18 protein-coding genes, 1 tRNA gene and 2 pseudogenes are annotated in these 21,707 nt (G+C 62.1%); 9 read left to right on the forward strand and 12 right to left on the reverse strand.

The window, feature by feature from the left end:
• Positions 1 to 2: 2 nt before the first annotated feature.
• The 3 genes from M0D64_RS24925 to M0D64_RS24935 are packed head-to-tail and all read right to left on the reverse strand — an operon-like array spanning position 3 to position 2,602.
• Positions 3 to 1,073, reverse strand: a complete 1,071-nt coding sequence (locus M0D64_RS24925; RefSeq protein ID WP_154559110.1) for an MSMEG_0568 family radical SAM protein — start codon at positions 1,071 to 1,073, stop codon at positions 3 to 5.
• The gene (locus tag M0D64_RS24930) at positions 1,066 to 2,100 is read right to left on the reverse strand and encodes a Nit6803 family nitrilase (protein ID WP_171927700.1); all 1,035 of its coding nucleotides are present in this window, start codon (positions 2,098 to 2,100) and stop codon (positions 1,066 to 1,068) included. Before M0D64_RS24930 ends, M0D64_RS24925 begins: the two co-directional genes overlap by 8 nt.
• 19 nt (positions 2,101 to 2,119) lie before the next feature.
• Entirely contained in the window at positions 2,120 to 2,602 is a 483-nt protein-coding gene (locus M0D64_RS24935; RefSeq protein ID WP_054040483.1) for an MSMEG_0572/Sll0783 family nitrogen starvation response protein, read from the reverse strand.
• A gap of 347 nt (positions 2,603 to 2,949) precedes the next feature.
• Here M0D64_RS24935 and M0D64_RS24940 point away from each other — a divergent pair, with 347 nt between their 5' ends.
• The 3 genes from M0D64_RS24940 to M0D64_RS24950 all read left to right on the forward strand — a co-directional run bounded on the left by M0D64_RS24940 (position 2,950) and on the right by M0D64_RS24950 (position 8,040).
• Positions 2,950 to 4,341 carry a PLP-dependent aminotransferase family protein gene (locus M0D64_RS24940; RefSeq protein WP_154559053.1) on the forward strand — a complete coding sequence of 464 codons (1,392 nt, stop codon included), beginning with the start codon at positions 2,950 to 2,952 and terminating at the stop codon, positions 4,339 to 4,341.
• A 297-nt stretch (positions 4,342 to 4,638) separates the two neighbouring features.
• On the forward strand, positions 4,639 to 6,438 hold the full coding sequence (locus M0D64_RS24945) for a methyl-accepting chemotaxis protein (protein WP_266259642.1): 1,800 nt from the start codon (positions 4,639 to 4,641) through the stop codon (positions 6,436 to 6,438).
• Between the two features lie 21 nt (positions 6,439 to 6,459).
• On the forward strand, positions 6,460 to 8,040 hold the full coding sequence (locus tag M0D64_RS24950) for a methyl-accepting chemotaxis protein (RefSeq protein WP_266259643.1): 1,581 nt from the start codon (positions 6,460 to 6,462) through the stop codon (positions 8,038 to 8,040).
• Positions 8,041 to 8,060: 20 nt separating this feature from the next.
• Here the strand turns inward: M0D64_RS24950 and M0D64_RS24955 are convergent, their stop codons facing one another.
• Positions 8,061 to 8,441 carry a DUF5594 family protein gene (locus tag M0D64_RS24955; RefSeq protein WP_266259644.1) on the reverse strand — a complete coding sequence of 127 codons (381 nt, stop codon included), beginning with the start codon at positions 8,439 to 8,441 and terminating at the stop codon, positions 8,061 to 8,063.
• A gap of 59 nt (positions 8,442 to 8,500) precedes the next feature.
• On the opposite strand from M0D64_RS24955, the pseudogene M0D64_RS24960 reads away from it, so the two are divergent.
• A pseudogene (locus M0D64_RS24960) lies at positions 8,501 to 8,593 on the forward strand (LuxR C-terminal-related transcriptional regulator); the annotation flags it as partial.
• Between the two features lie 33 nt (positions 8,594 to 8,626).
• Here the strand turns inward: M0D64_RS24960 and M0D64_RS24965 are convergent.
• From M0D64_RS24965 to M0D64_RS24980, 4 genes are all read right to left on the reverse strand, one after another.
• The gene (locus tag M0D64_RS24965; RefSeq protein WP_171927678.1) at positions 8,627 to 9,970 is read right to left on the reverse strand and encodes a dicarboxylate/amino acid:cation symporter; all 1,344 of its coding nucleotides are present in this window, start codon (positions 9,968 to 9,970) and stop codon (positions 8,627 to 8,629) included.
• A gap of 102 nt (positions 9,971 to 10,072) precedes the next feature.
• Complete coding sequence (gene leuD / locus M0D64_RS24970) at positions 10,073 to 10,687, reverse strand: 3-isopropylmalate dehydratase small subunit (protein ID WP_266259673.1); 615 nt, start codon at positions 10,685 to 10,687, stop codon at positions 10,073 to 10,075.
• Positions 10,684 to 12,102, reverse strand: coding sequence for a 3-isopropylmalate dehydratase large subunit (leuC, locus tag M0D64_RS24975; protein ID WP_266259645.1), 1,419 nt, complete (start codon positions 12,100 to 12,102; stop codon positions 10,684 to 10,686). The genes leuD and leuC overlap by 4 nt, the downstream gene beginning before the upstream one ends.
• A gap of 17 nt (positions 12,103 to 12,119) precedes the next feature.
• Positions 12,120 to 12,998 (reverse strand): alpha/beta fold hydrolase, encoded by an 879-nt coding sequence (locus tag M0D64_RS24980; protein ID WP_266259646.1) that lies wholly within the window; start codon positions 12,996 to 12,998, stop codon positions 12,120 to 12,122.
• A 94-nt stretch (positions 12,999 to 13,092) separates the two neighbouring features.
• On the opposite strand from M0D64_RS24980, the pseudogene M0D64_RS24985 reads away from it, so the two are divergent.
• Positions 13,093 to 13,990 (forward strand): annotated as a pseudogene (locus M0D64_RS24985) (LysR family transcriptional regulator).
• Positions 13,991 to 14,057: 67 nt separating this feature from the next.
• On the opposite strand, the gene M0D64_RS24990 reads toward M0D64_RS24985, so the two are convergent.
• Together M0D64_RS24990 and M0D64_RS24995 are read right to left on the reverse strand one after the other, a co-directional pair.
• Entirely contained in the window at positions 14,058 to 14,246 is a 189-nt protein-coding gene (locus M0D64_RS24990; protein ID WP_266259647.1) for a hypothetical protein, read from the reverse strand.
• Between the two features lie 99 nt (positions 14,247 to 14,345).
• Positions 14,346 to 15,254, reverse strand: coding sequence for a LysR family transcriptional regulator (locus M0D64_RS24995; RefSeq protein ID WP_266259648.1), 909 nt, complete (start codon positions 15,252 to 15,254; stop codon positions 14,346 to 14,348).
• 141 nt (positions 15,255 to 15,395) lie between these two features.
• On the opposite strand from M0D64_RS24995, the gene M0D64_RS25000 reads away from it, so the two are divergent.
• The 4 genes from M0D64_RS25000 (at position 15,396) to M0D64_RS25015 (ending at position 20,843) form a co-directional block, all read left to right on the forward strand.
• A complete protein-coding gene (locus M0D64_RS25000; RefSeq protein WP_266259649.1) occupies positions 15,396 to 17,516 on the forward strand; it encodes a 3-hydroxyacyl-CoA dehydrogenase NAD-binding domain-containing protein in 2,121 nt (706 codons plus the stop codon).
• A 98-nt stretch (positions 17,517 to 17,614) separates the two neighbouring features.
• Positions 17,615 to 18,823, forward strand: coding sequence for an acyl-CoA dehydrogenase family protein (locus M0D64_RS25005; protein WP_266259650.1), 1,209 nt, complete (start codon positions 17,615 to 17,617; stop codon positions 18,821 to 18,823).
• Positions 18,824 to 18,835: 12 nt separating this feature from the next.
• A complete protein-coding gene (locus tag M0D64_RS25010; RefSeq protein ID WP_266259651.1) occupies positions 18,836 to 19,966 on the forward strand; it encodes an acyl-CoA dehydrogenase family protein in 1,131 nt (376 codons plus the stop codon).
• Between the two features lie 649 nt (positions 19,967 to 20,615).
• Positions 20,616 to 20,843 carry a hypothetical protein gene (locus M0D64_RS25015; RefSeq protein ID WP_266259653.1) on the forward strand — a complete coding sequence of 76 codons (228 nt, stop codon included), beginning with the start codon at positions 20,616 to 20,618 and terminating at the stop codon, positions 20,841 to 20,843.
• 303 nt (positions 20,844 to 21,146) lie between these two features.
• On the opposite strand, the gene M0D64_RS25020 is transcribed toward M0D64_RS25015, so the two are convergent.
• Both M0D64_RS25020 and M0D64_RS25025 read right to left on the reverse strand, forming a co-directional pair.
• Positions 21,147 to 21,223 (reverse strand) — tRNA-Pro (locus M0D64_RS25020).
• Between the two features lie 63 nt (positions 21,224 to 21,286).
• Positions 21,287 to 21,694, reverse strand: coding sequence for a MerR family transcriptional regulator (locus M0D64_RS25025; RefSeq protein ID WP_154559038.1), 408 nt, complete (start codon positions 21,692 to 21,694; stop codon positions 21,287 to 21,289).
• Positions 21,695 to 21,707: the final 13 nt, after the last annotated feature.

A 21,707-nucleotide genomic window follows, 5' to 3' on the forward strand; every position in this document is an offset into this window, starting at 1 on the left:
GATCACTCCTCGTACGACGACAACGACGAACACGCACCGCATTTTCCGCATCCGGCCTTGATATCGCTTGAACGCATCGCGGCAACGTTCAGCATTGCGCCGAGCGGTTGCAGAACCGACTTCATGAATTCAGGCGTGGGCGCCGGATGATCTTCGAGCGGCGTGCCGCTGATCGGCACGAAGGGCACAACGAACGGATAGACACCGAGTTCGATCAACTCGCGCGACATGGCCAGAATCGCCTCCGCGCTATCACCAAGACCGGCGAGTATGTACGTACTCACCTGACCGCGTCCGAACACCGCAACTGCCGCCTTGAACGCCTCCATGTAGCGCGCCAGCGGCACGCTCGCCTTGCCCGGCATGATGCGTTCGCGCAATGCGGGCGTCACCACTTCGAGATGCATGCCGAGCGTATCGATGCCGCTCGCTTTCATGCGTGCGAACCAGCGATCGTCGTCGGGTGGCTCGCATTGCGCCTGGATCGGCAGATCGACCGCCGCTTTGATAGCGAACGCGCTTTCGCACAGGATCTGCGCGCCGCGATCGGACGTGGGCGGCGTGCCGGTGGTCAGCACCATATGCTTAACGCCGTCGAGCAATACGGCTGCCCGTGCCACTTCGGCCAATTGCTCCGGCGTCTTGCGCGCAATCGTGCGGCCTGCAGCGAGCGATTGCCCAATCGCGCAGAACTTGCAACTCTTGCGGCGGCTCTCGTAGCGAATGCAGGTTTGCAGCACCGTCGTGGCCAGCACGTCCGCACTATGCAGCGCGGCAATGTGCGAGTAAGGCACGCCGTCGAGCGTCTGCATGCCGTAAAAGCGCGGTGCTTTGGGAAAGCTGATATTGGCAATCGGGATCGTACCGCGCAGCAAGGCGCTCGAGCCGTTCGCATCCGGCGTCTCTGCGACGAACGGCGAGTGCCAGGCGGTGCTCGTATGCACCGGCACCATGATCGTCACGCCGTCCACCGTCACTGCCTTGTGGTCCGAGGGTCCCGCGCCGCCGCGCCGGCTCGCCGCGCCCGCATCCGGAGACACGAGCCGCAAACCGGCCGACTGCAATTCAGTCATCAATTGCCGGCTCGCTGCCGACAGTGTCTCGCTGGAATTCATCGCGCCATCCCTCGTTTGAATTGAAACCCGTGCTCGAAGCACCGGACCACGCCGGCATCGGCGCGACGGTTTCCGCCGGCCGCCGGTTGATCGCAAGACTCAGCAATTCCGGCCGCGCGTAGTGGCCGACTGAATCCATCATGCGTTTGCGCTTGGTGATCAGCGCCATGTCGAGATCGGCAACCACCATGCCTTCGCCCTCGCGCAGTGGCTGCGCCAGATGCTGTCCTTCCGGCGACACGATTGCGGTGTTGCAGCCGCCGCGCAGCGCCTTCTGCAAATTCGTATCGGACGTGACCGATGCAATCTGCGCTTCGGTCAGCCAGCCCGTTGCATTGACCACGAAGCAGCCCGACTCCAATGCGTGATGCCGGATCGTCACTTCGATCTGATCGGCGAAGATCGGCCCCACCAGCGAGCCGGGAAACTGGCTGCAGTGAATCTCTTCGTGCTGCGTCATCAAGGCATAGCGCGCGAGCGGGTTGTAATGCTCCCAGCACGCGAGCGCGCCGACGCGCGCCACCGCCGTTTGCGCGACTTTCAGGCCGGCCGCGTCGCCCTGGCCCCAGATCATCCGTTCATGAAACGTCGGCGTGATCTTGCGACGCTTGAGCACCAGTTGGCCGTCCACGTCGAAGATCAGCTGCGTGTTGTAGAGGCTGCCGTGATCGCGCTCATTGACGCCAAGCACCACCACCATCCGATGCAAACGCGCCCGCTCGGCCACCGCTTGCGTCACCGGGCCCGGCACGATCACGGCTTCCTCGTAGAGCTTCATGTGATCGGCGCCGGAAGCAACCGGCGGACGCACGAAAGAAAAGTACGGGTAGTACGGCACGAAGGTTTCAGGGAACACGATCAGTTGCACGCCTTCGCGTGCCGCTTTCTCGATGGCCTCGCATACCTTCTCGAGGGTGCCGCCGCTGCGTTCGAAGTCCGGTGCGATCTGGACCGCGGCGGCACGCACGATGCGTTTGTCGGACATAGTGGTCACTCGCCTCTCGTCAAACCGTCCACGTGTGGATGATCAGCGCGTTGTCCTTGCGATGAAGTAACTGGATATCCAGCACGTCGAGCGGACTAATCGGGCGGATACCTTCGATCAACGAAGCTTCGCCGTGCCCGTACAAGGCTTGCAGCGCGAAGCGGCAGGCGTACACCTTGCCGCCCTCTTCCATGAACTTCATCAGTTGCTTGTTGAAGTTCAGGTGGCCGGGGAATGCTTCGTCGCCAAGCGTTGGGAAGCCGCGTTGCAGACCAAGCGTGACACCCGGCCCGTAAAGCAGCACCGACGTCTCGAAGCCCTTGCGTTGCAAACGCGTGGCTTGCAACAGATTGACGAAGCCGATCGACCCCTCGAACGCGACCGTATGAAACGTGACGAGTGCCTTCTCGCCTGGTTCGGCCTTCACGTCTTCGAAGACTTTCTCTTCGTAGTCGACAAGGTAATCGCCTTTCTGATGCAGCGGTTTGTTGACGGCTGGCATAACACTCTCCGATCAGGTTTGCTAAGTAAAAGATGGCGCGTTCCATCCGTGCGCGCTTCTCTCAATGCAACGGCCGTGCCATTGATCGCTCACACAAATGCGATCAATCAGCAATCAATTCCGCCTCGATTCGACATGCGACTCGAAAAATTTTTTGGCGTGAAGCTTGCATATAGCCGGGGCGTCGCGGGCAATCACCCCCGACCCCGGGATATCGCACCAGCCAGGTGCGATTTGTCTGCCGGGACGAGTCGGCGTGGTGCACCCATTCACCACGGGCGATCAATCCGATCATTGATCGCATCCGAATGCGATCAATGATCATCACCCCCAGCCGAAGGCTATCGATGAGCAGCCCGACACATCACTGGATCAAACGCCTCGCCGACACTCGCAAGCCGGCCTACCTCGCGATTCCCGATCTGATCGAAGAAGATCTCGCCACCGGCCGCCTGCGTCCACGCGACCGCTTGCCGGGACTGCGCGATCTGGCCGAAGAACTCGCGCTGAACTACACGACGGTGGCGCGCGCGTATGCGGAGGCTCGCAAGCGCGGCCTGCTCGATTCGCGCGCGGGCAGCGGCACCTTCGTGCGTGGCCGAACCGCTACCTTGCCGCTCGCCGGCGGCAGCAGCATCGAGATGTCGATGAATACGCCACCCGAGCCGCCCGATTACGCGGCCCGTTTGCGCGATTCGGCCGCGCGCCTGATGAGCGGCAGCGATCCGTATCAGTTGCTGCGCTATCAGGATTTCGGCGGCTCTGCCGCCGACAAGGACGCGGGCGCCGAATGGCTGAAGCGTCGCGTGCCGCATTGCGACGCGCAGAACGTGCTGGTTTGCCCCGGCATTCATAGCGCGCTGGTGGCGCTCGTCTCGCAGTTGGCGCGGCCTGGCGGCACGATCTGTCTCGACACGCTTGCTTACCCCGGCATCAAGGCAATTGCCGCGCAACTCGGCGTACGTCTGCAAGCCCTGCCGCGTGACGACGAAGGTCCGCTCGCGCACGCCTTCGAAGCGCTCTGTAAAACCGACAAGCCCAGCGCGTTCTATTGCAATCCGACTCTGCAGAATCCGAGCACGCTCACGCTCACGCACAAACGGCGCGAGGCGCTCGCCGATGTCGCCTTGCGCTACAGCGTTCCGATCATCGAAGACGATGCGTATGCGATGCTGCCGCAGAGTGCGCCCGATGCGCTCGCGAGCTTCGCTCCCGAACTGACCTACTACGTGACGGGTTTATCGAAGAGTCTCGGTGCCGGTTTGCGAGTGGCGCATCTGCACGCGCCGACTGCCAGGCAAACGCAGCGCCTCGCCGGCGCGTTGCGCGCGACAACGGTGATGGCGAGTCCGTTCACGGTCACGCTCGCAACGCAATGGATCGTCGACGGCACCGCGCTCGATATGCTCAACGCGATCCGCAACGAATCGCGCGCACGCCAGGCGATTGCATCGCGCATGCTCGATGCGTGGCCTTACGAAGCGCACGCGGATGGCTTTCATTTGTGGTTGCCGGTACCGGCCGAAAGCGGCTGGAGTGCTTCCGAACTCGCATTGCAACTGCGCAACCAGGGCATCGCCGCCGTTGCGGGGGCGGCGTTTTCCACCGATGGCAATCCGCCGAACGCAATGCGTGTGTGCCTCGGCGGTTCAAAGACGCGCGACGAATGCGAAGAGGCACTGCGCATCGTGGGTGAGACACTCGACCATCCGCATCATCTGCATTCTCCGGTGATGTAAGACCATTTGCGCGCATCGGCATATAGCCTCGCATAGCGTCATACCCACCGTTATCGTCATACGAATACAGCGCCCTGCAACTCACTGCCAGGGCGCTGTTTCGGCATCCATTGAAAACCCCGCATCGCGCGAAAAAGTGTGTAGCATCGCGGCGCGCCGCCACAAGCGGCGTTGCCGGCCGCCGTCAGAAACTGAAAGCATTACCCGCTCAAGTCCCCACTGCCGGCGCCGTATACCGCGTATGAGGCCCCCGCCTCACCGACTACGGCTCACTGCTTACTCCGAAAGACTCCCAACATGTTCTCCTCCATTCGCGCGCGCATCGTCGCCCTGTGCGTCGCCATCGTTGTGGTTGCGCTCGCTGCTAACGCGGTTCTCAACTATGTCGTCGCCAACTCGTACAACGCCGATGCGATCGAAAGCAGTTTGAACGCTGTCGAAAGCGGTCATGCAGACGGGATCGAAGATTGGATCGCCTCCAATAGTCAGATGATCAACTCGCTGCAGGACGCGGTGCTGCAACCCGATCCGTCCGCCGCGTTGAAGCAGATCGCCGCAGCCGGCAAGTTCACCAACGTGTACGTCGGCTACGCGGACAAGACCGCGAGGTTTTCGGACCCGACCGGTATTCCGCCCGACTACGATCCGACCGGCCGCCCCTGGTACAAGCAGGCCGCCGCAGCGGGCAAGCCGGTGGTGACGCCGCCGTATGTGGACGTGGGCACGGGCAAGCTGGTGGTCGCATTCGCCGCGCCCGTGGTGCGCGATGGCGTGGTGAAAGGCGTGGTGTCCGGCGACGTCGCGATGGACAGCGTGATCGCCAATGTCAAGGCGATTCATCCGACGCCCGCGAGCTTCGGCATGTTGATCGACGCGAGCGGCCATATCGTCGCGCACCCGGATGCCAAGCTGACCTTGAAGCCGGTATCGGACCTCGCACCCGCCCTCACCGGCGACAAGCTGACCGCGCTCTTCAGCGCCGAGCACCCCGTCGAAGTCGACGTGAGCGGCAGCACGAAGCTGCTGCGCGCCGAGGCCATTCCCGGCACCGACTGGTACGCGGTCGTCGCGCTAGACAAATCGGAAGCGACGGCGGGTATGCGATCGCTGTTGACCGCTTCGGTGATCGCCTTGATCGTGATCGCCGCCATCGCCGCCGCCATCGTGGCCGCGGTTACCGCCGTGTCGTTCCAGCGCCTCTCGAAAGTACGCGATGCGATGGACGCGATCGGCTCCGGCGAAGGCGATCTGACACAACGTCTGCCGGCCGTCGGCCACGACGAAGTCGCGCAGATCGCGCGCTCGTTCAACACCTTCATCGACAAACTCAGCCACGTGATGCGCCAGATTCGCGATGCCAGCGAATCGGTGCGCGTGGCCGCCAATGAAATCGCCGCGGGCAATGTCGATCTGTCGGGCCGCACCGAATCCGCAGCGGCCAGCCTGCAACAGACGGCGGCGTCGATGGAAGAAATCACCTCGACGGTCACGCAATCGGCGAGCGCCGCGAAGCAGGCCGACGATACGGCCGTGTCCGCATCGCAGGTGGCCTCGCGCGGCGGCGTAGTGATCTCCGAAGTGATTGCGACGATGGGCGAGATCGAACATGCGTCGGTGAAGATCTCGGACATCATCGGCGTGATCGACGGCATTGCATTCCAGACCAACATTCTCGCGTTGAACGCAGCGGTGGAAGCCGCGCGCGCCGGCGAACAGGGCCGCGGTTTCGCGGTGGTCGCGGGCGAAGTGCGCAGCCTCGCGCAACGCAGCGCGCAGGCCGCGAAGGAAATCAAGGCACTGATCGAAGCAACCGTGGCGAGCGTGACCTCGGGGTCGGGCCAGGTTCGCCAGGCCGGCGAGACGATGACGGAAATCGTCAGCAACGTCGCCAACGTGACCACCATCATTTCCGAAATCACCCAGGCGGCCAACGAGCAAACGCGCGGGATTCAGGAAGTGAATCGCGCAGTCAGCCAACTCGATGAAATGGTTCAGCAGAACGCCGCGCTCGTCGAGGAATCCACGGCGGCCGCCGCCGCGTTGCAAAGCCAGGCCGCGAGTCTTGCCGGCGCCGTGACGCAATTCAAGCTGGACTAAGGTCTGCCCAAGGAAATCGCCGTGACGTTCTATAGAAATCTGAAGATCGCCGTCAAACTGGCGCTGCTCGGCGCGGTGCTGCTCGCCGCGACAATGGTAGTGGGTCTGGAAGGGTGGCATGCGTTGTCGAATACGCATGCGCTGCAAATCCAGTCCGCGCAAACGCTCGGCCAATACGCGCAAGCCGCGGACACTGCGCGCGTCGCGCAGGTCGAATTCAAGAAGCAGGTGCAGGAATGGAAGGACCTGTTGCTGCGCGGAGCGGACCCGGCTGCGCTCGCCAAGTACCGTGACGCCTTCAGCAAGGAAAGCGGCACGACGCACGCGGCCTTGCTACGACTGAAGGATCAACTGAGTGCATTGGGCGCCAACGTCGACGGGGTCGACAAGGCGCTCGCCACGCACGCCTCGTTGCAGGACCGTTACCTCGACGCGCTCAAGCATTACGACGCGGCCGATCCGAATACGGCGCACATCGTCGACGGTCTGGTCAAAGGCATCGACCGGGCGCCGACCGCCGCTATCGACGACATCGTCGCTATGGTGATGCAGCAGGCGCAAGACTCCAACGTGCGCACGGGCGAAGCCGCGGAACACGCATACACGCTCGCCTGCGTGCTGCTGCTGTCGGTCGTGATCGGCTCGCTCGGCGTAGGCACGTTCGCGGTCTGGTTCCTGAGCCGCAGCATTACGTTGCCGGTCAGGCAGGCAGTGGGTGTCGCGCAAGCGGTTGCGGCAGGCGATCTGCGCGCGGATGTCACCGTCGTGAGCCGCGACGAAACCGGTCAGTTGCTGGTCGCGCTCAACGAAATGAATCAACGCCTGCGGCACATCGTCAGCGAGATTCGTGAAGGCGCGCACACGATTTCCTCAGCGACCCAGGAGATCGCCGCCGGCAACCTCGACCTGTCGGCGCGCACGGAACAACAGGCCGCCTCGCTCGAAGAAACCGCCGCGTCGATGCAGCATTTCACCGACTCGGTTCAGCGCAACGCCAGCAACGCACGCGAGGCCACCACGCTCGCGCGGACCGCGGCGCAAGCGGCGCGCGACGGCGGTGTTGTGATGACCGACGCCGTGCGCACCATGGGCCAGATCGACGCGGCGTCCAAGCGGATCGTCGATATCATCGCGGTGGTCGAAGCGATTGCCGCGCAGACCAATATTCTGGCGCTCAACGCCGCGGTTGAAGCGGCGCGTGCCGGTACGCAGGGGCGCGGCTTCGCCGTCGTCGCGAGCGAAGTGCGCAGCCTCGCGCAACGCTCGGCCGATGCTGCGCGCGAGATCAAGGCGCTGATTCGTGAGTCGGTAGCTACGATCGACGCCGGTACGCAGTTGATCAATCACGCAAGCAATACGATGGACGGCGTGGTGCAAAGCGCGGGCAGCGTGACGCGTATCGTCGAGGCGATCGCGACGGCCAGTGTCGATCAGGCGGCAGGTATTGCGGAAGTAAACGATGCGGTCACGCAGATGGATCAGGCGACGCAGAGCAATGCGGCTTTGGTGGAGCAGGCGGCGGCTGCGGCCGATGCGGTGCAGAGCAAGGCGTCGGGGCTGGTGCAAAGCGTGAGTTTCTTCCGGATCGGTGCGGCGGCTTGATCGGTGCGGCGGCTTCTTAGTTAAGACTCGAAGTCGAGGCCGCCGAGTAATACCGTCGGCTCGGCCTGGGTGTGCGAGACAAAGTCCAGTTCGCGTACGTGGCGCCAGGCTTCGAGCTTGCGTGGTAATGCGGCAAGGTAGCCGGCGAAACGGGCTGGGCCTTCCGTGCCCATCAGGCGTTCTATTTCGTCGCTGTCCCAGGTTAGGAACAGGTTCAACGGATGTGCGTAGTGGCGCAGGTCTTCGATCGGAGTTGCGTGGATTCGCACGCGGGTGGGATGGCCGTGGCCGCCGTATGGGAGCACTTCAGTATGCACGGTGGTAGCGAAACATGCGGCGATTGCCTCGGCGATGCGAGGCGCGAACTGTTCGTCGAAACGGGCGGCGCTCTCTGGATGCATCTATGTCTCCGATGTTTTGTGCGATTAACGGAGCATCGTAGCATGTGAGATCGGCCGCGATCGCAGAGGCGATGGGTGTCAAGGAATCGACGGTTGAAACTTACGCCAAGCGCGCATTCGCGAAGCTTGGCGTGAGTTCACGCCGCGGGTTGTTGCATGGACATGAGGCGATCACGGCGGCGCAGTCACATCGAGCGTTGCGTTTCACGTTCGGGCAGGCGACCCACGACGGCCTCGCCCTCCTCCGCGGCAACCGTGCCGGACGTGACAACAGGTCTCGCCAACGCCACCTTCAGCTTGTCGCGATCCAGTTCCTTCTCCCACGCCGCAATCACGATCGATGCCACACCGTTGCCCATCGTATTGGTCAGCGCGCGGCACTCGGACATGAAACGGTCGATGCCGAGAATCAGCACCATCGCCGTCACCGGCACGGTCGGCACGACCGAAAGACTCGCGGCCAGCGTGATAAAGCCGGCCCCTGTAACGCCGGTCGAACCTTTCGACGTCAGCATCGTCACCGCCAGCAACGTGATCTCCTGAGCAATCGTCAAATGGGTATTCGTGGCCTGGGCGAGAAATAGCACCGCGAGCGTCATGTAGATATTGGTGCCGTCGAGGTTGAACGAGTAGCCCGTCGGCACGACCAGCCCGACGATCCCGCGCGAGCAGCCGAGCCGTTCGAGCTTCTCCATCAGCTGCGGCAACGCTGCTTCAGATGTCGACGTACCGAGCACGATCAGCAGCTCGTCCTTGATGTACACGACGAAGCGCCACAAGCTGAAACCGCATGCCCGTGCAATCAGGCCGAGCCCGCACGAGACGAACAGGAATGCGGTCAGATAGAACGTGCCGATCAGTTTCATCATCGGCAGCAAGGAGACGATGCCATATTTGCCGATCGTGAACGCGATGGCGCCGAACGCGCCGATTGGCGCGAGGCTCGTAATCATGCGCACAATACGGAAGAAAGTTTTCGACAGCAGTTCGATCAAACCGATGACGGGTTTCGCGGGCTCACCCATCACCGCGAGCGCCGTACCGAACAACATGGCGATCAAAAGCACCGGCAGAATATCGCCCTGCGTGAACGCGCCGACGAACGTCTCCGGGATGATGTGCATGAAGAAACCCGCCAGCCCCTCGCCGTGCGCGGCTTGTGCGGCGTAACTGGATATTGCGCCTGCGTCGAGTGTAGTGGGATCGACGTTAAAGCCCACCCCGGGTTTCAGCACGTGCGCGGCCAGCAAACCGATGGCGAGCGCGAGTGTCGACACCACTTCGAAATACAGCAGCGCTTTGCCACCCACGCGGCCAACCTTGCGCATGTCGTGCATGCTGGCGATGCCGGTCACGACAGTGCAGAAGATCACCGGGCTGATGATCATTCGCACGAGTTTGATGAAGGCGTCGCCGAGCGGTTTCATCGCCACCGCATCCGCCGGCAGGAAATGGCCCACGATCACACCGACAACGATCGCCACGATCACCTGCACGTACAGCACCTTATAAAGCGGTTTGCGCTTCATGTCTCCTCCGTTTTTAAAAGGCAAAGCGCGTCCCTTCCCTTCTGCGGGGGAATCGGTCACACGCGTTTCGGTTGAATGGCGGCGCAAATGCCGCCAAGGGATTTACAGCACGGCGGCCCAGGGATGCCGTTCGAAATGGGTCCGCTCGAACGCGTCAATTTCGGGAAGTGAAGCGAGCGTGAGATCGATGGTGTCCATGCCCTCGATCACCATCTGTTTGTGGCGCGCACCGAGCGGGAATGTGAACACGCGACCACTGGCGGCCGTCACCGTTTGCTGCTCGATGTCGATATGCAGGCGGGCGGCCGGATGCGTCATCGCGTCTTGCATTAGAACGTCGACTGCTTCGCGATCCAGTTGCACCAGCAGCAAGCGGTTATTCATCGCGTTCGAATAGAAAATCTCCGCAAAACTAGGCGCGATCACGGCTTCGAAACCGAATTGCTGAAGCCCCCACACAGCATGCTCACGACTCGAGCCGCAGCCGAAATTCGATCCACCGATCAGGATGCGCGCTCCGCGATACGCCGTCTGATTCAACACGCAATCCGGGCGCGGCTCGCCTTCTGCATCGAAACGCAAGTCATATAGCAAGCCCTCGCTCAGCCCGGCCTTGTCGATGATGCGAAGAAACTGCTTCGGCATGATCTGATCGGTGTCGAGGTTTTCGATCGGCAAGGGCGCGGCATTCCCGTCGATTTCGGTGAGTCTCGTCAGCATGATTGCGTCTCCAGCGTGCGGACGTCGGTGATGCGCCCGATGAGTGCAGCGGCGGCGGCCATCGCCGGGCTCATCAGATGGGTGCGGCCGCCGCGCCCCTGACGTCCTTCGAAGTTGCGGTTGGTCGTGGATGCGCAGCGCTCGCCTACCGCGAGAAAATCGTCGTTCATCGCGAGACACATCGAACAGCCCGGCTCACGCCATTCGAAACCGGCATCGCGCAGCAGCGCCGCAATGCCCTCGGCCTCGGCCTGGCGGCGCACACTGCCCGAGCCCGGCACGACCATCGCGCGCACCCCTTGCGCGACGTGGCGCCCTCGGACAATCGCAGCGACCACGCGCAGATCTTCGATACGTCCATTGGTGCACGAGCCGATGAACACGCGATCGATCGGCGTGCCCGCAATCGGCTGGTCCGCATCGAGCCCGATATAGTCGAGCGCGCGACGCAGTGCGGCGGCAGCCTCCGGTGTTTTTTGCGCAGCCGCACTGGGAATGCGCTGATCGACCGCAATCGCCTGATCGGGGCTCGTGCCCCATGTGACGAACGGCGCGATATCGTGTGCGTCGAAATGATGTTCGGCATCGAAACTCGCACCGGCGTCCGATTTCAGTTCGCGCCAGTCGTTCATGGCAGCAGCCCATGCGGCATCGTCCAGTGATGTTGCATGCGCGCGGACATAGTCGAACGTGGTCGCGTCGGGTGCGATCAATGCCGCTCGCGCGCCGGCTTCCACGGTCATGTTGCATAAGGTCATGCGCGCTTCCGCGGACAGCGACGCGATCGTCGATCCTGCGAACTCCACCGCATAACCACGCGCGCCCTGTGCGCCGATGCGGCTGATGATCCACAGAATCACATCCTTCGACGATGTACCGTAGGGCAACGCCCCGTCGATCGTGATACGCATGGTTTGCGCGACGCGATAGACCAGTGTTTGCGTGGCAAGCACGTGCTCGACCTCCGAGGTGCCGATGCCGAAGCCCAATGCGCCGAGCGCACCGTACGTAGTCGTGTGACTATCGCCGCATAGCACGACCATGCCTGGGCAAATCAAACCGCGTTCTGGTGCGACGATATGTTCGATGCCTTGCAGGGGATCATTCGCCGCATGCAGTTCGATACCGGCCTGCTCGCAGTTGCGTGCGAGATTATTCGCCTGCAACAGGGAAGCGGCATCGCGAATCACGCGCGGCGACTCCGCATGCGTTGGAATGATGTGGCTGACCACCGCCAACTGCTGCCGGGGACGACGCACGGGCCGCGCTTTCGCCGCGAGCGCGCTGAACGCCTGTGGGCTGGTGTATTCGTTCATCAGATGCAGATCGACATACAGCAGCACGTTTTGCGCATCGATGCGCGTGACGACGTGCGAATCGACGAGCTTCTGGTAAAGGGTTCGTTTTGACATGATGGGCCGACCGGCGACTAGGACTGCAAGAACGGCAGGACGCGTTCGAGCAACAACTCGGGCGCTTCCTCGGGAATGTAATGACCGCACGGCAAGGCCTCGCCGCTCACGTGCGCCGACCACTGACGCCATTCGGCGAGCGGCTCGAAACATTGCTCGATGACGCCCTGTGCGCCCCACAAGGCCAGGAAATCGCACTCGATCTTCTGCCCTTCCGCGAGCGATGCACGATCGTGATCGAGGTCGATCGTGATGCTCGCGCGGTAGTCCTCGCAGATACCGTGCGCGGTGGCAGGGTCCGACAGACAGCGCAAATACTCGGCGTAGGCGGCATCGGTGAACGGCGCAAGCCCGGCGCTGCGTGCGCCTATGGTCTGCTTCAGATAGAGATCGGGATCGGCGCGAATCAGCGTTTCGGGAAACGGCGTGGGACGCACGAGGAAAAACCAGTGCCAGTAAGCGCGCGCAAACGCGAACGACGTTTGCTCATACATGGCGAGTGTCGGTGCGACGTCCAGCGTGACCAGCTTCGTCACGGCTTGCGGATGATCGAGCGCCATGCGAGCAGCAACGCGTCCACCCCGGTCGTGACCGACCACGGCAAATTGTGTGAAGCCATGGGCGCGCATCAACGACACCTGATCCGCGGCCATGCAGCGTTTCGAATAGTTGCTGTGGTCGTGCGCGCCTTGCGGTTTGCCGCTGTCGCCGTAGCCGCGCAGATCCGCAGCAATGACCGTGAAGTACTGCGCCAGCGTGGGCGCAACCTTATGCCAGATCGCATGGGTCTGCGGATGGCCGTGCAGCAGCAGTAAGGCCGGGCCGTTGCCGCCGCGAATTGCATGGATCTGGATGCCGTCGACGTGGATCGACGCGTCGGTGAAACCTCTAAACATCGTTGCCTCCCGTATCTGAATGCAGTCTAATTGATGCCTGCAGAGACATGGTTTCTATTGACGCAATCCGGAATTAACTTTTGGGAACGAATCGATGGATGGTTTTTCCGACCTGAATCTGTTCGCGCTGGTGGCGCGCCACCGCAATCTGGCGGCCGCAGCGCGTGAGCTCGGCGTGACGCCGCCGTCGATCAGCAAGCGTCTCGCGCAACTCGAAAAGCGCCTGGGCGTGCGTCTCGTCAACCGGACCACCCGCCGCCTGAGCCTCACCGCCGAGGGCGAGATCTATCTGGCGAACGGCTCGCGTATCCTCGACGACCTCGCTGAACTGGAGCAACTGGTCACCAGCAGCCGCGCCGAGCCGACTGGGCTTTTGCGCGTGAACGCGTCGTTCGGGCCGCGCGCACGTCGCGCCGGCCATTTCACGGTTCAGCGAGCGTTTTCCATCGATGAAAATTCAGTTGCATCTCACTGACCGGCCGGTCAGCTTGCAGGAAGAAGGCTTCGACTTGGGCATTCGCTTTGGCGAGGTGCCGGATGCACGTATCAATGCGCGTTTGCTGCTGAAAAACCAGCGGCTGGTGTGTGCCGCACCGGGCTACGTGAAACGGCATGGCGCACCGGCCATGCCACACGATTTGACGCGCCATGCGTGCCTCGTCTTACGCGAAAACGAATCGGCGTACGGCACCTGGCATTTTGCGCGCGGCAAGAAGTCGGAGACGGTGAAGGTGGATGGTCCGTTGAGCAGCAACGACGGCAGCGCCGTGCTGAAGTGGGCGCTCGATGGGCGCGGCATTGCCGTGCGCTCCGCATGGGAGATTTCCCGCCACTTGCAACGTGGCGAGCTGGTGCCGTTGCTCACGGACTGGGCGCTGCCGAACGCGGACATTCACGCGATCTATCTGGAGCGGCATCGGCTGTCGGCGAAACTCAGGACGTTCATCGACTTTCTCGGCGACGAACTGCAAGCGAGTGTTCGATCGGCTTAGCGCGCGTGCGGTGAGCCGGGCGCTGCAGGGCGATCACGCGGGTCGGGTGATTACCCGGCGTGCGTGTTCAGCCGACGCGTTTGTTTCGCTGGGCGCGATTTGCTCGCCAGCGGATCAGGAAGCTGACCAATGCGGCGAAGGCCGCAGTGGCCGCGTAGCCGGCGAGGCGAATGGCATCCTCACTCGGGAGACGCGAGACCAACACAATGACAATGGCGATTGCAAGTAGCGCGACACATGCGATTGCCCATTTCATCTCCGTCTCCCCTGAAGTTTGATGTGCTGCCAGATGCACGGCTATCTCGCCGTTTTGTTAAGCATACCCGCGAGTGAGGCACCGGTGCTCCGTTGCAACTCAAGCGGCCACGCCTCTGCCACTTCCGTGCGCCTGCTCCAGGATGAACTCGATAAAACTCGCCGCCGCCCGCGTGTGATGCCGATTCGGCATGTAGAGCAGGTACATGTTCGTACCGAAGATGCTTAGACGCCATTCATCGAGCGCCGTCACCACGTCCCCGCGGCGCAGGTCGTCCTGCACCACGTAGTCGGGCACCAGGCCGACGCCCAGACCGGCTAGCACCGCCTGGCGCAAGAACAGGAAGTTCTCGGAGATGATCGTCGGCTCCAGCAGCACTTCGTGGCGTTCGTCGCGCAGATACGCCGCCACCCGCAACTGCCTGCCGACCACCGCCGCCGTAATCAGGGGAGCTGTGCGCAAATCGTCGAGACGCACCGGCATACCGCGGCTTGCAGCAAATTCCGGCGACGCACACGCAACATATCGCACCGGCCCCATGTCACGTGCGACGAGATTCTGCGGCGGCTCCGACATCACCCGAACCGCGATGTCGACCTCGTCGCGCATCAGATCCTCGACCCGATTCTCAAACATCACATCCAGCACGATGCCCGGATACAGACGCTTGAATGCGATCAGCCAATCCGACATCACCAGTTGCCCGTAACCGCTCGGCACACTCAACCGCACCCGCCCCTGCAAGCTTTGCCCGAGCGTGGTGACCGATTCGCGCGCGGCCAGCAGCGCATTCTGAATGGTGCGGCCATGCTCGTATAACTGCAGACCGATTTCAGTCGCTTCGACCCGGCGCGTGGTGCGCCTGACCAGTTGCAGCCCGATCGAGCGCTCCAACTGGTTCAGGTGGTAACTCACATTCGCGCGGCTCATTTTCAGCCGGCGCGCGGCCTCGCTCAGGTTGCCCGCATCGAGGATATCGACCAGCAAGGTCAGCGAATTGACGTCCATGGCATAGCCTTTGTCAAAATATCTTTGACAGTCTGTCAACCGTCTATGTGATTGTCAATAAACCTTGACCAACCCACAATCGGAGAATTCGCCAGACCCGGCATGCCCGATCTGCCCCGATATCAATCAGGAGACGACACGATGACCCTCAACCCTTCCGCCGACGTTGTGACGCGCGAATTGCGCGGCAAAGTCCTGCTGGTGACCATCGACCACGCACCGGTCAACGCCTTATCCGCCGACGTGCGGCGCGGCCTGCTCGCCGCCATCGAAGCCGCGGATGCCGACAAGGCCGTCGAAGCCGTGCTGATCGTCGGCGCCGGGCGCAACTTCATCGCAGGCGCGGACATCCGCGAGTTCGGCAAGCCGCCGGTGCCGCCGTCGCTGCCAGATGTATGCAACCGTATCGAGGCGTGTGCGAAGCCAGTGGTGGCCGCCATTCACGGCGCCGCGCTCGGCGGCGGCCTGGAAGTGGCGCTCGCGGCGCATTACCGGCTCGCCGTGGATGGCGCGAAGCTCGGTTTGCCCGAAGTGCAACTGGGCCTGCTGCCGGGTGCAGGCGGCACGCAGCGTATGCCGCGCCTGATCGGCGCGCCGGCCGCGCTCGACCTGATCCTGAGCGGCCGCCACGCCGGCGCGAAAGAGGCACTCGCACTTGGCCTCATCGACCGGTTCGGCAGCAGCGACGACATCCTCGCTGAAGGACTCGCCTACGCGCAGGAACTGCTGGCCGCTCACGCACCGGTACGCCGCACGCGCGATGCCGCTGCGCTCAGCGACCGTGCAGCGAGCCTGGCCGCCGTCGCCACGGCGCGCACGGAAACGGCGAAGAAATCGCGCGGCCTGTTTTCCCCGCTAAAAATCGTCGATGCGGTGGAAGCCGCCATCGAACAGCCTTTCGAAGAAGGCCTGCGGCTCGAACGCAAACTGTTCCTGGAATGCATCGACAGCCCGCAGCGTGCCGGCCTGATTCACGCGTTCTTTGCCGAACGCGAAGTGCTCAAGGCCCCGGAAACACGCGATGCAAAACCACGCGCGCTGAATAAGATCGGCGTGGTGGGCGGCGGTACGATGGGCGCGGGCATTGCCGTCGCCGTACTCGATGCCGGCCTGCCGGTGACGATGATCGAACGCGACGACGCGTCGCTCGCGCGCGGCCGCGCGCACATCGAAAAGGTCTACGACGGGATGATCGCCAAAGGCCGCATGAGTGCTGAGAAAAAGGCCGACGTGATGACACGCTGGCAAGGCAGCACTTCATACGATGCACTCGCCGACGCCGATCTGGTGATCGAAGCGGTATTTGAAGACCTGTCGGTGAAAAAAGCCGTGTTCGCCGAACTCGATCGTGTCTGCAAAGCCGGCGCGGTGCTCGCCACCAATACGTCGTATCTCGACATCGATGCGATTGCGGCCAGCATCTCACGCCCTGCGGACGTGATCGGCCTGCACTTCTTCTCCCCCGCCAACATCATGAAGCTGCTGGAAGTGGTGGTGCCGAAGCAGGTCAGCGCCGACGTGGTCGCGACGGCGTTCGAACTTGCGAAGAAGCTGCGCAAGACGCCGGTGCGTGCTGGCGTGTGCGACGGCTTCATCGGCAATCGCGTGCTGGCGGTGTATCGCAACGCGGCCGACGCAATGATGGAAGACGGTGCGTCGCCGTATCAGATTGACGCGGCAGTGCGTGCATTCGGCTTCCCGATGGGCCCGTTCCAGGTGGTCGATCTGGCAGGCGGCGACATCGGTTGGGCCGCGCGCAAGCGACGCGCGGCCACACGGAACCCCAACGCGCGCTACGTGCACATCGCCGACCGTCTTTGCGAACGTGGCTGGTTTGGTCAGAAGACCGGCCGTGGTTTTTATCTGTACCCCGAAGGTTCGCGCAGCGGCGCACCCGACCCTGAAGTCGAGGCCATCATCGATGCCGAACGTGAACGCGCCGGCATCACGCCGCGCACGTTCACCGACGAAGAAATCGTGCGCCGCTACATGGCCGCGATGATCAACGAAGGCGCCAATGTCGTGCACGAAGGCATCGCGCTGCGGCCACTCGATGTCGACGTGACCTTCCTCTATGGCTACGGCTTTCCGCGTTATCGCGGCGGTCCGATGAAATACGCCGATACGGTGGGCCTCGCCACGGTTCTCACAGACATCCGCGAATTCGCCAAAGAAGACCCGCTGTTCTGGCGAGCGTCACCGCTGCTGGTCGAACTGGTCGAGCGCGGCGCCGATTTCGCGAGCCTCAACCAGTCAGCTTGAGACGGCACGTTATTTGGAGCATTCTCGACCGGCAGGGGGGGCGCGCCTGCCTGCCCGCTCACCCGCCGGTCCGGTAAATATCTAGGGAAGAACCCGCTATGGATCTGAACTTCACGCCTGAAGAAGAGGCTTTTCGCACTGACGTGCAGCGTTTTTTGCGCGACAAACTCCCACAACGTCTCGCCGACAAGGTACACGGCGGCCGCCGCCTCACGCGCGACGACATGGCTGAGTGGCACGCGATTCTCAACGCACAAGGCTGGCTCGCCAATCATTGGCCGAAGGAGTACGGCGGCCCGGGCTGGAATGCCGTGCAGAAATTTATCTTCGAGAATGAATGCGCATTGGCGGGCGCACCGCGCGTCGTGCCCTTCGGCGTCAACATGCTCGGCCCGGTGTTGATCAAGTACGGCAACGAAGCGCAAAAGCACCACTGGTTGCCGCGCATTCTCGATGGTTCGGACTGGTGGTGCCAGGGCTACTCGGAACCGGGCGCTGGCTCGGATCTCGCGTCGGTCAAAACCACTGCTGTACGCTGCAGCGACGCGCAAGGCGAGCACTACATCGTCAATGGCCAGAAGACGTGGACCACGCTCGGCCACTACGCGAACATGATCTTCTGCCTCGTGCGCAGCGCCACCGACGTGCGCAAGCAGGAAGGCATCAGCTTCCTGCTGATCGACATGAATACGCCAGGCGTCGAAGTGCGGCCGATCATCACGCTCGATGGCGAGCACGAAGTCAACGAAGTCTTCTTCACGGATGTGCGTGTACCGGTTGAGAACCTCGTGGGCGAAGAGAACAAGGGCTGGACCTACGCCAAATACCTGCTCACGTATGAGCGCACCAATATCGCGGGCGTCGGCTTCTCAGTCGCCGCATTTAACCGGCTGCGCAAGATCGCCGCGAAGCAGCAGCGCAACGGCCGACCGCTTGCGGAAGATCCGTCGTTTGCGGCACGCATGGCGCGAGTCGAGATCGATCTGGAGAACATGAAGACCACCAATCTGCGAGTAATCGCGGCGGTGGCCGGCGGCGGCGTTCCGGGCGCCGAGAGTTCGATGCTGAAGATTCGCGGCACTGAGATCCGCCAGGAGATCTCTTCGCTCACACGCCGCGCGATGGGGCCGTATGCGCAGCCGTTCGTCGAGGAAGCTTTGCACGATGGTTTCGAGGGCACCCCAGTCGGTCCAGACGAAGCCGCGAGCGCTGCCTCGCTCTATTTCAACAACCGCAAGCTGTCGATCTTCGGCGGCTCCAACGAAATCCAGAAGAACATCATTTCCAAAATGATCCTGGGACTGTAAGGGGCAAACGCTATGAATTTTCAGCATACCGAAGACCGCCGCATGCTGGCGGATACGCTCAACCGTTTTGTCACCGAGCAATACGCCTTCGAAACGCGTGACCGCATCGCAGGCTCGCCCGAAGGCTTCAGCGCCGACCTGTGGAATCGCTTCGCGGAACTCGGCATTATCGGCGCGTTGTTCGATGAGGCGCACGGAGGCTTTGGCGGCGGCGGCTTCGATATCGCCGTCGTATTCGAGAGCCTGGGTCGCGGCCTCGTGGTCGAGCCGTTTCTCGATACGCTGATCGTCGGCCAGGCGATCGCGCGTGGCGGCAATGAAACGCAAAAGGCCGCGCTTGGCGAATTGATCGACGGATCCCGGATCGTTGCGCTCGCGCATGGCGAGCCGGACGGCCACTACGAGCTGTCGCGTGTCACAACACGTGCCCAGCGTGTTGGCGACGTGTGGCAGTTGAATGGCGCGAAGGCCGTGGTTCAGCACGGCGAGAACGCTTCCTTTTTTCTGGTCTCCGCACGCACCGCAGGCGCTGATGACGCCGAAGCCGGCATCACGCTCTTTCTCGTCCCGCGCGACGCCGCGGGTGTCAGCGTGCATGGCTATCGCAAGATCGACGGCGGCCGCGCAGCCGAGGTCACGTTCGACAACGTCACGCTCGCAAACGATGCGGTGCTCGGCGCGGCCGGAGAAGGCTTCGCGACGCTCGAGTACGCGATCAGTTGTGGCGTGCTTGCGTTGTGTTCCGAAGCGGTCGGCGCGATGGATGTCGCGAAGGACTACACGCTTGAGTACCTGCGCACGCGCAAGCAGTTCGGCGTGCCAATCGGCAGCTTCCAGGCGTTGCAACATCGGATGGCGGATCTGCTGCTCGAGATCGAGCAGGCGCGATCGGCGGTGATCAACGCCGCGGCAGCGCTTGGCGCTGAACGTACGGTGCGGGAACGCGCGGTTTCAGCGGCGAAATACAGTATCGGCAGGATAGGGGCGATGGTCGCCGAGGAATGTATTCAGTTGCATGGCGGTATCGGCATGACGTGGGAGTTGCCGATGGCTCATTATGCGAAGCGCCTTGTGATGATCGACCATCAACTGGGCGATGAGGATCATCATCTCGAGCGGTTTATCGCGCTCGGCAGAGGGTGAGACCTGGTTTCCAGGCTTTCTTCGAATCAGCGCCGCTGTGGTGGTTTGCCAGCGGCGCTGCCCTCGTCCGTTTGCCAATGACTCCCGCCCGACCTCCGAACGTCCTCCATCACATCCGCGCGGTCACCGCCATGTGACAGTCCAGGCAGATGTTGCCGTTTCAGAATGACCGGCCTCGTGCCTGTTCTCCGACGAGGACTCGACTGTCATTCGGCGACTCGACTCTGCAGGCTTTGCGCAGCGCTGCTCCGTCCGGCTCGGTAAACCGTGTCTCCAAGGCGTCGTCCTTGCTTGCTCGAAGCATTGCTGCGACCAGCAGACCAAGGCACGCGCCAAAGGATCCCCCCACTCCAAAGCCAAGTAAGAATTCCATCGTTTTCCCCCGTTCGTATATTGTCTTTTTGCTGCTTGTGCTGCTGTATTGAATTCGCTTGATGCAGTGTCTTGATGGTCTGTAGTGTGTCAACGCAAAAAGCGAGCCATCCTTGAACTAACCAAGGCGTGCATTTGAATGCCGAGGTGCCGTGACTGTTTAAATGCTCTATACCGTCACAAATCGTTTCAATCTTGTAACGCGCCTGAGTGAAACCGGTGGCACCAGACCGGTCGCCTGGAACGCTCTACACAGTGCTTTTGATGCAGTGGGCGCGTGATCGCTGTGTTTATCCGCGAGATAGAAGCGAGCGCCGAAAACGTTGCAAAGATGAGAACAAGGCGCAGTGCCGCGATCGCTGATTTTCTGGTCTGGCCCGGGCTGATACAAATCAATTGCGGGGCGGGTATTTACGACATGGACGCCGCGTTTCGGATTTGCTATGCGCAATTGGGTGGGGTGACCGCGATAAAAAGAACGCGCACGGGAAACGATGAACTATGACATCGTCGGCGGCATTCACGGGCAGGCTGAAAAACTACCCGCGCTGTTGCAGTGACTGGATGTGTCAGGATTTCTGTGTGCTGAGGTCGTTATAAAAAATCTCAGCTTGTGGCGCGGGTGAACCGCTCGTCGAACTGGTTGACGGCTGCCGCCAGGCGATAGGCGATAGGCGGCACCTTCCAATCCTTTTCGATGTTGCGCAATGCCAGTCTCGAGTTCATGACGATCCGGTAACCAGACGGTAGCGAACGTCAGAATAGAAAAAGGCCTTATGGACGTGCATCCATAAGGCCTTGATTTCTTTGGTCGGGGCGAGAGGATTTGAACCTCCGACCACCTGCACCCCATGCAGGTACGCTACCAGGCTGCGCTACGCCCCGAACAGCTAAAAATTATAACAGACACTTCAATCGATTAGAACCGCTCTGCGCTAACAAAGAAAACTAGTGACCCAACAAGTCGATCACATGCAGCAATTCCTTGCGCAACTGCTCCACATCTACCGCAGCCGTTGCTGCGGCCGGAACCGCCGCGCCCTCGCCTTCCTCGACCAGATCAGCCGGCGCACCCTGCGCGCCACCGCCATGCGAATCGAGCCGATTGCGTGCCCCGTTGATCGTGAAGCCCTGCTCGTACAGCAACTCGCGAATCCGCCGGATCAACAGCACCTCATGATGCTGGTAGTACCGGCGATTGCCGCGCCGCTTGACCGGCCTCAACTGCGTGAACTCCTGTTCCCAATAGCGAAGCACATGCGGTTTCACGCCGCATAGTTCGCTGACCTCACCAATCGTGAAGTAGCGCTTCGCCGGAATCGGAGGCAAGACGACTTTTTCGATCGTCGCTGTCATCGTCAGTTAGCCG

The sequence above is a fragment of the Paraburkholderia sp. WS6 genome, from assembly GCF_030464835.1.
GTDB classification, from domain to species: Bacteria; Pseudomonadota; Gammaproteobacteria; order Burkholderiales; family Burkholderiaceae; genus Paraburkholderia; species Paraburkholderia madseniana.

What these genes read in the sequence shown, in the direction of transcription:
- M0D64_RS24965 (WP_171927678.1), bottom strand. Translation starts at nt 9,970, where the DNA reads ATGAAGCGCAAACCGCTTTATAAGGTGCTGTACGTGCAGGTGATCGTG.
- M0D64_RS24925 (WP_154559110.1), bottom strand. Translation starts at nt 1,073, where the DNA reads ATGACTGAATTGCAGTCGGCCGGTTTGCGGCTCGTGTCTCCGGATGCG.
- M0D64_RS24945 (WP_266259642.1), top strand. Translation starts at nt 4,639, where the DNA reads ATGTTCTCCTCCATTCGCGCGCGCATCGTCGCCCTGTGCGTCGCCATC.
- M0D64_RS24980 (WP_266259646.1), bottom strand. Translation starts at nt 12,998, where the DNA reads ATGTTTAGAGGTTTCACCGACGCGTCGATCCACGTCGACGGCATCCAG.
- leuC (WP_266259645.1), bottom strand. Translation starts at nt 12,102, where the DNA reads ATGTCAAAACGAACCCTTTACCAGAAGCTCGTCGATTCGCACGTCGTC.
- M0D64_RS24940 (WP_154559053.1), top strand. Translation starts at nt 2,950, where the DNA reads ATGAGCAGCCCGACACATCACTGGATCAAACGCCTCGCCGACACTCGC.
- M0D64_RS25005 (WP_266259650.1), top strand. Translation starts at nt 17,615, where the DNA reads ATGGATCTGAACTTCACGCCTGAAGAAGAGGCTTTTCGCACTGACGTG.
- M0D64_RS24990 (WP_266259647.1), bottom strand. Translation starts at nt 14,246, where the DNA reads ATGAAATGGGCAATCGCATGTGTCGCGCTACTTGCAATCGCCATTGTC.
- M0D64_RS25000 (WP_266259649.1), top strand. Translation starts at nt 15,396, where the DNA reads ATGACCCTCAACCCTTCCGCCGACGTTGTGACGCGCGAATTGCGCGGC.
- M0D64_RS25010 (WP_266259651.1), top strand. Translation starts at nt 18,836, where the DNA reads ATGAATTTTCAGCATACCGAAGACCGCCGCATGCTGGCGGATACGCTC.
- M0D64_RS24930 (WP_171927700.1), bottom strand. Translation starts at nt 2,100, where the DNA reads ATGTCCGACAAACGCATCGTGCGTGCCGCCGCGGTCCAGATCGCACCG.
- M0D64_RS24955 (WP_266259644.1), bottom strand. Translation starts at nt 8,441, where the DNA reads ATGCATCCAGAGAGCGCCGCCCGTTTCGACGAACAGTTCGCGCCTCGC.
- M0D64_RS25025 (WP_154559038.1), bottom strand. Translation starts at nt 21,694, where the DNA reads ATGACAGCGACGATCGAAAAAGTCGTCTTGCCTCCGATTCCGGCGAAG.
- M0D64_RS24995 (WP_266259648.1), bottom strand. Translation starts at nt 15,254, where the DNA reads ATGGACGTCAATTCGCTGACCTTGCTGGTCGATATCCTCGATGCGGGC.
- M0D64_RS24935 (WP_054040483.1), bottom strand. Translation starts at nt 2,602, where the DNA reads ATGCCAGCCGTCAACAAACCGCTGCATCAGAAAGGCGATTACCTTGTC.